Source organism: Paenibacillus xylanexedens, assembly GCF_007680605.1.
GTDB classification, from domain to species: domain Bacteria; phylum Bacillota; class Bacilli; order Paenibacillales; family Paenibacillaceae; genus Paenibacillus; species Paenibacillus xylanexedens_B.
Window position 1 is genome coordinate 167825 of the sequence record NZ_VEIO01000004.1, and the last position, 12962, is coordinate 180786.

14 protein-coding genes and 1 riboswitch are annotated in these 12962 nt (G+C 48.1%); of the genes, 6 read left to right on the plus strand and 8 right to left on the minus strand.

Going from position 1 to position 12962, the window contains the following annotated elements; all coding sequences use genetic code 11:
* Positions 1-303: 303 nt before the first annotated feature.
* Positions 304-483 (plus strand): hypothetical protein, encoded by a 180-nt coding sequence (locus tag FS818_RS20140; RefSeq protein WP_145334084.1) that lies wholly within the window; start codon positions 304-306, stop codon positions 481-483.
* Positions 484-538: 55 nt separating this feature from the next.
* Here FS818_RS20140 and FS818_RS20145 read toward each other — a convergent pair whose 3' ends face one another.
* Positions 539-1033, minus strand: coding sequence for a DUF2798 domain-containing protein (locus tag FS818_RS20145; RefSeq protein ID WP_397351798.1), 495 nt, complete (start codon positions 1031-1033; stop codon positions 539-541).
* A gap of 131 nt (positions 1034-1164) precedes the next feature.
* Positions 1165-1277: riboswitch (TPP riboswitch) on the plus strand.
* A gap of 214 nt (positions 1278-1491) precedes the next feature.
* On the opposite strand from FS818_RS20145, the gene FS818_RS20150 reads away from it, so the two are divergent.
* From FS818_RS20150 to FS818_RS20170, 5 genes are all read left to right on the plus strand, one after another.
* Positions 1492-2532: an ABC transporter substrate-binding protein gene (locus FS818_RS20150; RefSeq protein ID WP_145334085.1), complete on the plus strand. Its 1041-nt coding sequence runs from the start codon at positions 1492-1494 to the stop codon at positions 2530-2532.
* Positions 2533-2904: 372 nt separating this feature from the next.
* Complete coding sequence (locus FS818_RS20155) at positions 2905-3195, plus strand: MTH1187 family thiamine-binding protein (RefSeq protein WP_090918785.1); 291 nt, start codon at positions 2905-2907, stop codon at positions 3193-3195.
* On the plus strand, positions 3195-3953 hold the full coding sequence (locus FS818_RS20160; RefSeq protein ID WP_145334087.1) for an ABC transporter permease: 759 nt from the start codon (positions 3195-3197) through the stop codon (positions 3951-3953). Before FS818_RS20155 ends, FS818_RS20160 begins: the two co-directional genes overlap by 1 nt.
* A 47-nt stretch (positions 3954-4000) precedes the next feature.
* Positions 4001-4852 carry an ABC transporter ATP-binding protein gene (locus FS818_RS20165; protein ID WP_145334089.1) on the plus strand — a complete coding sequence of 284 codons (852 nt, stop codon included), beginning with the start codon at positions 4001-4003 and terminating at the stop codon, positions 4850-4852.
* 102 nt (positions 4853-4954) lie between these two features.
* Positions 4955-5764, plus strand: a complete 810-nt coding sequence (locus FS818_RS20170; protein WP_145334091.1) for a TatD family hydrolase — start codon at positions 4955-4957, stop codon at positions 5762-5764.
* A gap of 102 nt (positions 5765-5866) precedes the next feature.
* Here the strand turns inward: FS818_RS20170 and FS818_RS20175 are convergent, their stop codons facing one another.
* The 7 genes from FS818_RS20175 to FS818_RS20205 form a co-directional block, all read right to left on the minus strand.
* On the minus strand, positions 5867-6277 hold the full coding sequence (locus FS818_RS20175; RefSeq protein WP_145334093.1) for a hypothetical protein: 411 nt from the start codon (positions 6275-6277) through the stop codon (positions 5867-5869).
* Between the two features lie 50 nt (positions 6278-6327).
* Positions 6328-7071, minus strand: a complete 744-nt coding sequence (nfsA, locus tag FS818_RS20180) for an oxygen-insensitive NADPH nitroreductase (protein ID WP_145334095.1) — start codon at positions 7069-7071, stop codon at positions 6328-6330.
* Positions 7064-7660, minus strand: a complete 597-nt coding sequence (locus tag FS818_RS20185; RefSeq protein ID WP_145334097.1) for a TetR family transcriptional regulator — start codon at positions 7658-7660, stop codon at positions 7064-7066. The genes nfsA and FS818_RS20185 overlap by 8 nt, the downstream gene beginning before the upstream one ends.
* 156 nt (positions 7661-7816) lie before the next feature.
* Positions 7817-8977: a YhgE/Pip domain-containing protein gene (locus tag FS818_RS20190; RefSeq protein ID WP_145334099.1), complete on the minus strand. Its 1161-nt coding sequence runs from the start codon at positions 8975-8977 to the stop codon at positions 7817-7819.
* A gap of 306 nt (positions 8978-9283) precedes the next feature.
* The gene (locus FS818_RS20195) at positions 9284-11842 is read right to left on the minus strand and encodes a heavy metal translocating P-type ATPase (protein WP_260989924.1); all 2559 of its coding nucleotides are present in this window, start codon (positions 11840-11842) and stop codon (positions 9284-9286) included.
* 158 nt (positions 11843-12000) lie between these two features.
* Entirely contained in the window at positions 12001-12201 is a 201-nt protein-coding gene (locus FS818_RS20200) for a copper ion binding protein (protein ID WP_145334101.1), read from the minus strand.
* A 285-nt stretch (positions 12202-12486) separates the two neighbouring features.
* Positions 12487-12873, minus strand: a complete 387-nt coding sequence (locus FS818_RS20205) for a metal-sensitive transcriptional regulator (RefSeq protein ID WP_145334102.1) — start codon at positions 12871-12873, stop codon at positions 12487-12489.
* Positions 12874-12962 lie beyond the last annotated feature (89 nt).

The following is a 12962-nucleotide window of genomic DNA, read 5'->3' on the forward strand; positions in this document are numbered from 1 at the left end:
GAGGAGCGCTCTGCTCGCGGTGCCACCCAACTTGCCGAATCGGTTCAAACCTCCTGATTCAGCCTCTTGGTCCGCGATAACGGGCGGTTCCGGTTAACTTGGGAAAATTTCATTTCGCTCCCTGGCGAAAACGCCTCCGAGTTGGATTCTCTTCAATGGCATGATCCGATCTGTAATTGTGTTTCTCAGTATATACGAAGACAGAACAACATTGCAACTGACAGATGCCCGTTTACGTATCTTTCCAAAGCTGGATCAAGTACAATTGAAATAACCTCTAAAACACCAAGGAGTGATTGCTTTATGAATATGGGCCCGAACCATCTGAATTCATCCGAGGGCGAAGCGGCCAAACAAAGAGCAGATGAACTTGCCCGCCAAGCTCAGCGAGGTTCATGGTTGAGCGGAATTTTCACAACGATCTTTATTGCTGCTGTGATTATTGGTATTTTGTTTTGGATCGCTTATGGTAGAACTTCTTAAACCACAGGATTGCCCAGGAAATACTTTTTTTCTAGATGGATAACGATACGATGAATTAAACCGGCATAACAGCCGCTGGTCCCTTGAACAACTTGCCAAATACATAACGCACTAGCGGCCCTAATACAATCAACTGATATGGCAATGCCAGACCGAAGTTACGTACAATCGTATGAAGATACGTGCTGATCACGGATTCTCCCTCTAACTGACCGGCAGCAACGGCTGTAATGATGCCATATAAAGACATGAGCAAAACCATGCCGATCACCATGAATAAGGACATCGTAACTACACCTTTGATTTTACCCGATCTCGCAAATGAGAAGGAAAATGCAATTTTTCTCGCTATTGGCCCCACGATGAACGACTCCACCAAAAAGGCAATGACAAAACAGAGCACGAATTGAAGCAGCATCTGCATCACGGACATCCGACTTAACATCCCCGTATGCCATAGATTGAAGGTCATCATCACTACGACCATTCCTGTACACATCATAAGTCCAAAAATAACTTGTTCTTTCTTGCTTACTGGCAATATGCTCATCCTTTCTGTAACTTGGATCATTATAGACAATCGGGCTACCCTCACATAAGTGAACATTTTGTGAACGATTTACCGACTAGACACACTCCCGTCACTGGCCTATAATTACACCTAGTAATGCCCTTAACTTCATAGTTTCCCAGGGGAGTCGGAATTGGCCGGCTGAGAGTGTATCCCATCAAGATACTAACCCTTAGACCTGATCTGGATCATGCCAGCGTAGGAATCGGAGTATATTGCAACGGCGCAGCTATAAGCTGAATGCCACTCTCTCACGCCTGCACGCGTCCCGGATTACGGGGCGCTTTTTTTGTTCTCTTTTGCCAGCAGAAACAGAAAAATGACGTTATTCGGATAACCCGCGAGTATAAATTCGTCGATTTATGCAAAGGGATTGGATATGAAGCCAAGGAGTACCCCGTGCCGTCCGGCCGGACATAGCGAAGGAGAGAATCACAATGAAATGGCGTAAAACGATGGGAATGTTACTCATGTGTGTGCTATTGGTTACCGTAGCAGCATGTGGTGGCAAAGAAGCCGCTCCAGCAGAGCAGCAAAGTGCGACTGGTTCGGACCAAACCAATGAAGGGAGCAGTACTGCACTGAAAGATATAAAAGTCGTGCTCGACTGGACTCCAAATACGAATCATACCGGTCTGTATGCAGCGGTGGACCAAGGTTTTTATAAAGCAGCAGGTTTAAATGTGGAGATTGTACAGCCAGGAGCCGGTGGTGCGGATACGATGGTTGCCTCGGGTGAGGTACCGTTTGGCGTCAGTTATCAGGAAAGTGTAACTCAGGCGCGTACGCAGGACGTTCCACTTGTGTCGATTGCCGCAGTTATTCAGCATAATACATCTGGTTTTGCCGCTCCAGTGGATCGTAAGATCAAATCACCCAAAGATTTTGAAGGTAAAACCTACGGTGGCTGGGGTTCCCCGGTAGAAGAAGCGGTAATGCAGTCTATCATGGAGGGCGAAGGTGCTGATGTATCGAAAGTCAAAAACATTAACATGGGCGATGCCGACTTCTTCACAGCTGTGAAACGCGACATCGACTTTGCGTGGATTTTCTATGCCTGGACGGGAATTGAGGCTGAATTACGCGGAGAACCGATTGACATGTTATATGTAAAAGATTATGCCAAAGCGCTGGATTACTACACCCCTGTACTCGTGACCAATGAACAGACGATTCAGAAAGACCCTGAACTGGTGAAAGCTTTCCTAAAGGCCACTTCTGAAGGATATCAATATGCGATAGACCACCCTGAAGAAGCAGCGAACATTTTGATCAAAGCTGTTCCCGATCTGGACAAAGAATTAGTACTCGCAAGCCAAAAATGGCTCAGCCCGAAATACAAAGATGACGCACCTCGCTGGGGTGAACAAAAGGAAGAGGTATGGAAGAACTACACCGACTGGATGTTCAGCAAGAAACTGCTGGATAAAGAGATCGATGTAACGAAAGCATACACCAATGAATTCTTACCACAATAATATTAAATCTTAATGTAACAATGAAATTTGGTATTTACACGTTTTGAACGAAGAGGACAGAAAAAACTGGAGCGAAGCGATCGCTTATAGGGTTTTCTAAGAAAAGCTTCCTCAGAAGTACGCTTTCTCTTGAATTTCTTCCCTCAATTCAATGGATAAGTTAATTTTTTTGTACACAAGAAACGGAGAGGACAGAAAAAACCTGAAAAAGCGAAGCGGTCGCCTTTATCACCGGATTTTCCCCTTTGGAAAAGGGAATCAAAAAATCTGGGGATAACAGCGATTGGAAGGTTATTCTGTCATCGGAGTGGTAGCGTGTACAATCATCAATTCTACTTATCCACCCACACCCGAAAGGAGCGTTAATCTCTCATGGCAAGTACATTACTCAGCATACAGGTTATTCCCAAAACGCCAAACGGCGAGAACTCCTATCCATACGTAGACCGCGCCATCGAAGTGATTCAGCAATCCGGTCTGAAATATCAGGTCAATGCGCTCGATACGACCATGGAAGGCGAACTGGATGAACTACTGGAGGTTGTGCGCAAAATGCACGAAGTGCTTGTGGAAGCTGGTAGTCCAAGCATCATCTCCCAGATCAAAATCGCACATAGCCCGGATGGATTCAGCATGGATACACTGACGGAGAAATATCGCTAATGTCTACCTATTTCAAAAGTGTATGGCCGCCCCTCGTGGCGGTTATTCTCTTTATTGCGGTATGGCAAGGGGCCGTCTCTCTATTCCAGATTGAGAAATGGATGTTGCCCGCACCGTCCGATATCGCTCGCGAAGCAGCTGCCCAAGCTGACCGTTTGGGTATGCACGCCGCTGCAACGATTCAGCTAACCCTCATCGGATTTGTTGCCGGGACAGCGGTTGGTCTGCTCATTGCGATGGTGCTGCATCTGATCCCCTTTCTCAAGTCGGCCTTGTATCCATTGCTTATTCTTAGTCAAAATATCCCAACCATCGCACTCGCACCACTCCTGCTGATCTGGTTCGGCTTTGGCTTGCTACCCAAATTGATTACCATCATTCTGGTCTGCTTCTTCCCGGTAGCGGTCGCTGCCATGGATGGACTCACGCGCACGGATGCGGCGATGATGAACTATATGCGCATGGCAGGTGCGAATCGCCGACATATTTTTTGGAAACTGGAGCTTCCGCATGCCCTGCCATCGATATTTTCCGGTGTCAAAATTGCCGCCACTTATAGCGTGATGGGGGCCATCATTGCGGAATGGATAGGTGCCGACAAAGGCATCGGCTATTATATGATGTTGCAGAAATCGGCTTACCGTACGGATCGCCTTTTTGTTGCCATTATGATTATCGTGGCGCTCAGCCTGCTGCTTTTCCTGCTCATTGCGCTGTTAGAGAAGGTGCTCGTTCGCTGGCGCCCACAGAAGCGCTAGTTATGCTTAGAAGTTAACGTAATATGTACATTAGGATGTGATTCCCTATGAAAAGATACCTGAAGGATAAAACGAATGGTCCGGGTTCCATTTCGGTTCCTCCTGCGCTAGACATCGTTAACCTGCATGTGTCCTTCAAGGAAAGGCGGCGGAAACTGCCTGTGTTGAACAGCTTGTCCCTTACGGTGAAAAAAGGAGAGTTTGTTGCCATCGTCGGCCCTTCCGGATGCGGCAAAAGCACCCTGTTCCACATCATCGGCGGCTTGCTCAAGCCGCAGGATGGCGAAGTACTCATGAATGGCAAGCAAGTTACGGGAGAACGCGGACATATCAGTTATATGCCGCAGCAGCCTGCCCTTTTCCCATGGCGAACCATTGAAGACAATGTGTTGCTGGCAGGCGAGGTCGCTTCTGCTACAGGATTCACCGCCCCCGTTGCTCCGCGTGCCGAAGCGCTCGCAGAGGCAAAGCAGTGGCTGGGTAGCGTTGGCCTTGCAGGTTTCGAGCGAGCATACCCTCATCAACTTTCAGGAGGAATGCAACAGCGTGTTGCTTTCCTCCGTGCACTGCTCAGCCCGCAGGAGCTGATGCTGCTTGATGAGCCATTCAGCGCGCTTGATGCCCTGACGCGGAGCGACATGCAGCGCTGGCTTCTGGATATCTGGGAACAGACTCGCCGCTCGGTGCTGTTTATCACCCATAATATCGAGGAAGCACTGCTACTGGCGGATCGGGTCTATGTTTTATCCAATCGACCGGCTGTTGTGCTACACGAGGTTCATGTTCCTTTTGATCGTCCAAGACGAGATGAAATAACAGAAGAGCCTGCCTTTCTCGAACGCAAACGGCAGATTGCCCAGTGGATGAAAGAAGAACAGCAAAAAGCCCGCCTATCTTGATAGCGCGGGCTTTTAGTTATATTTTTCCTGATATGGGTGATCCAAAACGATGAACTCGGCGTTATATATATGAATACCTACGATTTAAGGAGGCAATCCCCCATGCATTCTCAAACGTTTGCACCGTTAATCGATGCCCACATTCATTTTGATAAATACACACCGGAGGAACAGGAGAAGATGTTGCTAAGCTTACCCTCGCATCAAGTCGAAGCGGTCATTGCAGTTTCCATGAATCTGGCTTCTGCCCAGGCCAATCTGGAACTTGCTAAACAGCATGCGCGTTACATCTACCCGGCGTTTGGCTATCATCCCGAACAGCAACTCCCCTCCCTCAACGATCAGGAAAAGTTTTTTCTCTGGATTGAAGAACACATTGGACATGCTATTGCCATCGGTGAGGTAGGTTTGCCTTATTACAGCCGTGAAGAGGCAGGACGTGCAGGCCTTAGCTTCGACCAAAGCGGATATATTGATCTGCTGGAGCAGTTCATTATACTCGCCAAAAAACACCATAAACCCATCATCCTGCATGCCGTGTATGAGGATGCCGATATAGCCTGCGAACTGCTGGAGAAACATCAGTTTACACGGGCCCACTTCCACTGGTTCAAAGGATCCAAGCAGACCATTCGGCGTATGGCAAACAACGGGTATTACATCTCCTTCACACCCGATATTCTATACGAGACGGAGATCCGTGAGCTTGCAAGGCAATATCCGGCAGAGCAAGTGATGGCTGAGACCGATGGGCCTTGGCCCTTTGAAGGGCCGTTTCAAGACAAGATGACACACCCGGCTATGACACGTCAGGTGATTCAGGCCTGGAGTGAGATTACAGGTATGGGAATCGAGCGAGCGGCACGTCTTTTTTACCGAAACACCAAGCGTTTTTATCGCCTGCCAGAGTAAGATAAGAGGAACGATTCATAACCAATTTTCACTGTACAATTACTTCCACTTATAAATAAAAAAACAGCGAACACTTGTAATAGAGGCGTGTTCGCTGTTTTTTTATTTATACTTTGCCATTCGTCTGTATTCAGTTGGTGTCATCTCAAATTGACCAATAACTGTTTTGCCCTCTTTGTCATACAGGGGGATTCGTTGATTACTTTTTTCTTTTTCCATCTGATGTTTCACTGCCTCCTCAGGTGTTGCAGGATCAGAACCAATGAGATCGGATGAGAGTACATAGCCGTTTTTGCCGTCAATACCTATTGCGGAGATTAAATCAGGTGCCACTGATGGATCTACAAATTTCCCGTAGGTTTGTCCGGACTGGTTAACTTGATATACACCCTGATTTTTTTGAGCAACATTAGAATCTTTAGACTCAGACTTCTCTCCAAAAACAGATACCGATAGAAGAACAATCAACGTAGCTGCAGACAGGAAAATTACAAAAGACCTTTTAAAATTCAATCAGCCTTCCTCCTTCCCTTCTTTGCGGTTCCACTAAATACTCAGAATGATTACCGCTTCAAGAACCCTCTGCGTTCAAGGAATGCTCTCACCTGCAAACGTGCTGGCTCGGTAAGACGTTTCGCCATGAGTTCAGACCACGGGGTTGCGCGCTCACCATGGGTACGTTCTTTCAAGTATTCCGTCGTGGTCACATCATATTCTTGAACACCTTCCAGGGTCTGAGCAGGCTGGTAGTGATTATGATGTAATACTGCCTTCAGTGGAAGGCGTGGACGGATGCCCGTTTCCTGATCTGCAACTCCGACACACATCCCGTATACTGGATAAACGCCATTCGGTAATTGGAGCAATGTAGCTACTTCTTCAATACGAGTGCGGATTCCGCCGATATATACAATGCCGAAACCGAGCGATTCGGCTGCAAGAGCAGCATTCTGAGAAGCAAGGGCAGCATCAATCGTAGCTACCATAAAGTTTTCGGTGGAGTCCGCATAAGACTCCTTCTCCGGAAGATGACGCGCTGCTGCATCCTTCAATCGATATAGGTCAGCACACCATACGAGAAAGACCGGACATTCATTGACATAAGCCTGACCCCCGGCAAGCTCAGCCAGTTTGGCTTTCTGCTCTTGATCTGTCACAGCGATCACCGAGTAAGCCTGTACATTGCTTGAAGAGGATGCCATCTGTCCCGCCGCAACAATAGCTGCGAGTTGCTCCTCGCTAACGGGATCTGGCTTGAATTTACGTACAGAGCGGTGTCTCATCATCAGTTCAATCGTTTCATTCATGGCTGTTCACTCCTAATCCTCGAAGTACGAACTCTACCGTCTCTTCGGCAAGTTCCTCTGTATTCATATCCTGATAATCAAAACCAAAACGCGAGTGCTTGGCCCGCTTATGCGCAAGTGCTACGCCCATAACCTGAAGCATGGCATAGGATGAAGATTCAATCTTGAACAGTCCCTCATCCTTACCTTGCTGCAGATACTCTCTCACTTTATTCCAGACCGGGTCCAGATATTGAAACACCGTTGCAGTCCGATGCGTACGCAGGGTAATCTCCAACTGTACAATGTCACTCATCTCGCGATCCGTCATCGTAAACCTCACGACTTCACCAACAATTCGGCGGATACCTTCAACAGGGGACATCGATTCTGCAGCTAACTTACTCAGAATATGTTCAGGGAAAAAGTGCTCAAATAGTGCATCGAACACCTTCTCTTTACCGCCAAAATGATAAGACACCAGGGATACATTCGCCCCCGCCTCATCACAGATTTGACGAACACTCGTCCCGTCATACCCTTGTAATGCAAAAAGTTTCTTCGCTGCAAGCAATATCCTTGTTTTGATATCCAATTCCGGTTCCGTCATTTGTTTCTCTCCTCTTGTCCGTTCATGTCAGTCGCTACAGTATTTAACCGGACTGCAGCCCTCACTTCATCCATCTATTATATTACACCAAGCACCCCGATGAAAATCACCGGGGTGCTTGATGCAAACGATACAGCTTCATAACGCCTGCGTATATTAGCTGTTTGCTGGAGCCGGACTTGGCATGCCGGCGGGTTTGCGTCCTTTTTTGAGTAGCGTCACAACAAGCGACAGCGCAACAGCAATCAGCAACACAACAACGATGGAACCTGCGGCAGATTGTACGCCGGGGCCACCCAGTTGCACGCTTAGAATCCCCTGAACCGCGTAGGTTGCAGGCAAGTAGTGACCGATTCCGCTGTAGAAGCTGTTCAACAATTCACGCGGCACCATCGCACCGGATGACACCAGTTGCAGGGATAACGAGATGATGTTAAACACACTTCCTGCTGGTCCAAAGCAAATCAGGAAGAACTGGGAGAAAAACATGAACGTACACAGGAAGAGTGCCTGGAACAACCAGAAGGCCACAAATCCTTGTGCAATCTGTCCTCCCAATGCCACGATCAGAGAAGATCCAAGCAAGGAAACAACCAGTGCAGAACCTACATTAATGACGACCCGGGCACCGAACAATGTCATGCGAGAATACATCGAAGACAACATGCCCATAGCTACTTGAAGATTCATACCCATAATCATGGCGCCTACATAAGAAGCAAGCACCATCATCATCGGTACCATCTGGTTGTTCATGCCGTTCACCGGATTAATCGATGTCGTCTTGCCTTCCACCCGGTTGGTCAGGTTCGTAGCAGCCTGAGCAGCTTGATCGGCAGAAGCACCCGAAGCGGTAAGTACAGTTTGCACACCTTGCGCGGAAGCTTGTTTGTTAATGGTGTTGGTCACGCTCTGTGACACACCTTGCATCATACTTTTAATCGTTACCGGATTGGCTTCATTGATCGTATATTTGATCTCGGCCGTGGCGCCAGCCGTTTGAAGGGATTCATTAAATCCTGCCGGAATGTCCAGCACCATGTGCACTTGATGATGGTTCAATTGATCGAGTGCTTCAGCAGCACTCAGATTGGCCACGGTGTGGAAAGGCAATGTCTCTGCCAACCGATCCGCAACAGCTTTGGATAGTTCACCATCTTCATTCACAATGGCTACCGTTAATTCATTCGTCCGATCGTTCACACCGGAATATGCAGTCATCCAGATCACGCTAAAGATAACCTGAAACATCAGTGCAGTAACAATGCCTATAATTACTGGCGGTTTTTTAAATAGGGTACGTAGAGCTTGCAGCATATAATTATGTTCCTCCATTTTTAAAATAGTTCTAATTTGATTTAAACATTCGTTTGAATCAAACAATCGTTTAAATTTTAAAGGCATATGTCTATCTTGTCAATATACTTTCGTAACATTCAGAAAAGTTGTCCGTATTTTCATGAATGAAGCTGGATTTATTTTCATAAATGTCAATCTTGGTTGGCTTATGACTGCTTTTTGCGTAAAAAAATACGCGGTTCGCCGTGGGGCGAGCCGCGCATTTAAAGGATCAGTCATTGATCTATTACATAGCTCTTCTTACCCGTATGTTAATCTCTTATCTTATGACTTCGTTCGAGCAAGTTTCATCCGTTGCAGACGCAGGGCGTTCAGCACAACCGACACCGAGCTGAATGCCATTGCAGCCCCTGCCAGCCACGGAGCCAGAAATCCCGCGGCCGCAATCGGTATGCCAATCACATTGTAGCCAAGAGCCCAGAACAGGTTCTGCTTGATATTGCCCATCGTGCGGCGGCTCATCTCGATTGCATCTGCAATGCTGTTCAAGTCACCACGCATCAATGTAATATCCGCCGCTTCCATCGCTACGTCGGTTCCGGTTCCAATCGCCATGCCGATATCGGCTGTAGCCAGTGCCGGGGCATCGTTGATGCCATCTCCAACCATGGCTACCTTTCGGCCACTCTCTTGCAATTTTTTCACTTCCGATGCCTTGCCTTCCGGGAGAACTTCTGCCAAAACGTTCTGGATGCCCGCTTGCGCTGCTACCGCACGAGCTGTTCGTTCATTGTCCCCCGTAATCATAATGACATCGATTCCCATAGATTGAAGCCGTCCAATGGCCTCCCGAGAAGTATCCTTGATCGTATCCGCCACCGCAATGATGCCCGCCCACTGGCCTTGAGAAGCAACCAGCATAGCCGTACGGCCCTGTTCCTCCAAAGCGCTCATCTGCTGTATGCCTTCCTCCGGTACCTCTACGTTCGCATCTGCCAGCAAGCGGCGTGTTCCCACGAGAATCTCTTCAGCAGATACCGTTGCACGGACACCATAACCAGGGATGTTCTCAAACGATGCAGCTGATTCCAAAAGCAGACCCTTCTCCCGAATGCCGTTCACAATCGCCTCAGCTAACGGGTGCTCCGAGCTTTGCTCTGCCGCTCCAACACGTCTAAGTAACTCTGATTCTGTCCAGCCGGGTGCTGCAATAACATCAGTTAATACAGGCTTGCCCTGGGTAACGGTCCCTGTTTTGTCGAGCACAACCGTCTGAATCTGCTGAGCAGACTCCAGATGTTCACCGCCTTTAAACAGAATGCCATATTCCGCCGCACGACCTGAACCAGCCATGACAGAGGTCGGTGTCGCCAGCCCGAGCGCACATGGACAGGCGATAACGAGCACAGCTATCGCTTTTTCCAATGATCCGGCGAAGTCCCCCGGACTTGCAAACAGATACCAGATCAAAAAGGTTAGTATTGCAATCCCCACTACAATCGGTACAAAAATACCCGAGATTACATCGGCAATCCGCTGAATAGGTGCTTTTGATCCCTGTGCCTGTTCGACCACTTTAATAATTTGCGATAGAGCCGTATCTGAGCCAACTCGGGTCGCCTGAATGCGGAGAACGCCGTTTTTGTTCAGCGTTGCACCCGTGACGGGGTCGCCAGGCTTTTTATCTACAGGTAGACTTTCTCCACTCAGCATGGACTCATCGACTGAGGATTGACCCTCTTCTACGATACCGTCCACCGGAATGCTGTCCCCAGGCTTCACCAGAACCAGATCACCGACGGCGACATAGGAAGCCGGGATCAGAACTTCCTGTCCGTCACGGATAACCCGTGCTTCACGTGGAGCGAGTTCGATCAAGCTTTTGATCGCCTGTGAAGAACGCCCTTTCGCCACAGCCTCGAACCATTTTCCAAGTAAAATCAACGTAATCAGAATTGCACTTGTCTCATAGTACAGCTCCACCATCGGCATCGCGGCAGCTCCTGCAGCAGTGCCTACATCCGTTGCCATTGCTCCATGGTCCATACTCTGACCCATACTGGCATCAGGTAAGTACCCGCTCGTGAGCGTCAGGTAAAGGCTATAAAAAAAGGCGGCGCTTGTTCCGAGTGCCACAAGTACGTCCATGTTAGCACTACCATTGCGAAGAGCCTTATATGCACCTACATAGAACTGCCATCCAATCACGAATTGGACGGGTGTCGCCAGTAACAGCTGGAACCATGGGTTCAAAAACAGCTCAGGTACATAAATGCCCGACGTAAAGGAGAAGTGGGCAACCATTGCCCACAATAACGGAATGGACAAAAGTGCGGAGATCATCCATTTCCATTTCTTACGCTGTAGCTCCCGTTCCCGAACAGAGGTCGATTCCTCCTGCGTTAATTGCAATGCGGCGCCATAGCCTAGCTGTTTGATTTTGGCTGTAATATCGGACGGTTTGAGAGTACCCGCTGCATATTCAATATGCCCTGTCTCCAGTGCCAGGTTAACGTTAGCTTGGGTGACACCGGGCAACCGCGACAGCCCTTTCTCAATACGTGCAGAACAGGCTGCGCAGGTCATTCCCGTAATATCCAGATCGACGGATTCCGTCACCGTACCGTAGCCAAGTGCCGCGACTTTGTCCCGTAATGCGTCCACACTGGTCGTTTTGGGATCATACGAGATGGTTGCCTGTTCAATGGCAAGGTTCACATTAGCCTGATGTACACCTTCCATGCGGGATAACCCCTTCTCCACACGTGTAGAACATGCGGCACAGGTCATACCCGTGATATGCAGGGTTGTCTTCAGACCAAGGTTCTCCGTTGGTGCAGGCGTTGGTGCGGGTTCTATATTTTCAGATGCGCTCGTTGTCATCATGTCAGCTCCTTTCAAACAAGCCATATACCCTATAGGGGTATATTTAAGGCAGAAAACCAGGCTTAAACCGTCCCTTGTGCAATCAATTCCAACTGAGGAACAAGAGGTCTAAGCCTATACTGCCATCTTTCGTTAATGAACTTCTCTCGAATCAATTAAACAACGTCGTATCCTTGATCTTCAATTGCAGCTTTGATCTGATCCACGGTAACAGCCTGCTCATTATATTCTACAGCTACCGTTCCGGCTGCCAGATCTACCTGACCACTTGCTCCCGCACTTTTCACCGCTTCTTCAACGGACTTTACACAATGATTGCAAGACATTCCTTTGACATTCAACGTAACATTAGACATGTTCCATTCCTCCTTGATTGAGTGTGTTCGTATTGACTATATAAATTGAACTGAAGATTATTTACATGGGCACTCCGATGACAGAGCAACCTGGAGAGTAGCTGTTATCCCCAGATTTCTTCTGATCCCTTTTTTAGGGGGAAAATCCGGTGATAAAGGCGGAGCGTATGCTTCCGATGCTAGCTTTCTTTCAGAAAGCTTTTAGCTCCGCTTTTTCAGGTTAATTCTGTCCCCTCACTTTCTGTGTAAATGATTAGTTCAAAATACATAGTTTATCATCTGCACTTACTTCATCAGTTTTCTAACGGTAACCAGTAATTCATCCACGACTTCGTGTTCACCCGCCTGAATACGTTCCACAATACAGCTCTTCATATGCCCTTCCAGCAAAAGCTTGCCTACCGAATTGAGCGCTGACTGCGCTGCAGCGATCTGGGTTAACACATCATCACAGTATGTGTCCTTATCAATCAGCCCTTTGATGCCGCGAATCTGGCCCTCCACCCGATTCAACCTGGAGATGAGATTGCCCTTCATCTCCTGCGAATGGTGGCTTTTGCGGACAGGTTTGCCGTCCTTGTCTAAATTCCCAGCATGGCATGAATCCGCTTGTTGCTCGGACTGCTGTTCCGCAGTGTGTACAGACTCTTCGGGATGGCTTTGATGTTCCATCATAACACCCCTTTTCTTTCGTTCTTCATCCAGATTAACATACCCCCATGGGGTATGCAAGGGATTATTTCTATTTATTATCGAACATT

Bases quoted from the DNA above. Each gene is read 5' to 3' on its own strand.
- FS818_RS20195 (WP_260989924.1), bottom strand. From the start codon at position 11,842: ATGACAACGAGCGCATCTGAAAATATAGAACCCGCACCAACGCCTGCA.
- FS818_RS20150 (WP_145334085.1), top strand. From the start codon at position 1,492: ATGAAATGGCGTAAAACGATGGGAATGTTACTCATGTGTGTGCTATTG.
- FS818_RS20185 (WP_145334097.1), bottom strand. From the start codon at position 7,660: ATGACGGAACCGGAATTGGATATCAAAACAAGGATATTGCTTGCAGCG.
- FS818_RS20205 (WP_145334102.1), bottom strand. From the start codon at position 12,873: ATGGAACATCAAAGCCATCCCGAAGAGTCTGTACACACTGCGGAACAG.
- FS818_RS20160 (WP_145334087.1), top strand. From the start codon at position 3,195: ATGTCTACCTATTTCAAAAGTGTATGGCCGCCCCTCGTGGCGGTTATT.
- FS818_RS20170 (WP_145334091.1), top strand. From the start codon at position 4,955: ATGCATTCTCAAACGTTTGCACCGTTAATCGATGCCCACATTCATTTT.
- FS818_RS20190 (WP_145334099.1), bottom strand. From the start codon at position 8,977: ATGCTGCAAGCTCTACGTACCCTATTTAAAAAACCGCCAGTAATTATA.
- nfsA (WP_145334095.1), bottom strand. From the start codon at position 7,071: ATGAATGAAACGATTGAACTGATGATGAGACACCGCTCTGTACGTAAA.
- FS818_RS20165 (WP_145334089.1), top strand. From the start codon at position 4,001: ATGAAAAGATACCTGAAGGATAAAACGAATGGTCCGGGTTCCATTTCG.
- FS818_RS20200 (WP_145334101.1), bottom strand. From the start codon at position 12,201: ATGTCTAATGTTACGTTGAATGTCAAAGGAATGTCTTGCAATCATTGT.
- FS818_RS20140 (WP_145334084.1), top strand. From the start codon at position 304: ATGAATATGGGCCCGAACCATCTGAATTCATCCGAGGGCGAAGCGGCC.
- FS818_RS20145 (WP_397351798.1), bottom strand. From the start codon at position 1,033: ATGAGCATATTGCCAGTAAGCAAGAAAGAACAAGTTATTTTTGGACTT.
- FS818_RS20155 (WP_090918785.1), top strand. From the start codon at position 2,905: ATGGCAAGTACATTACTCAGCATACAGGTTATTCCCAAAACGCCAAAC.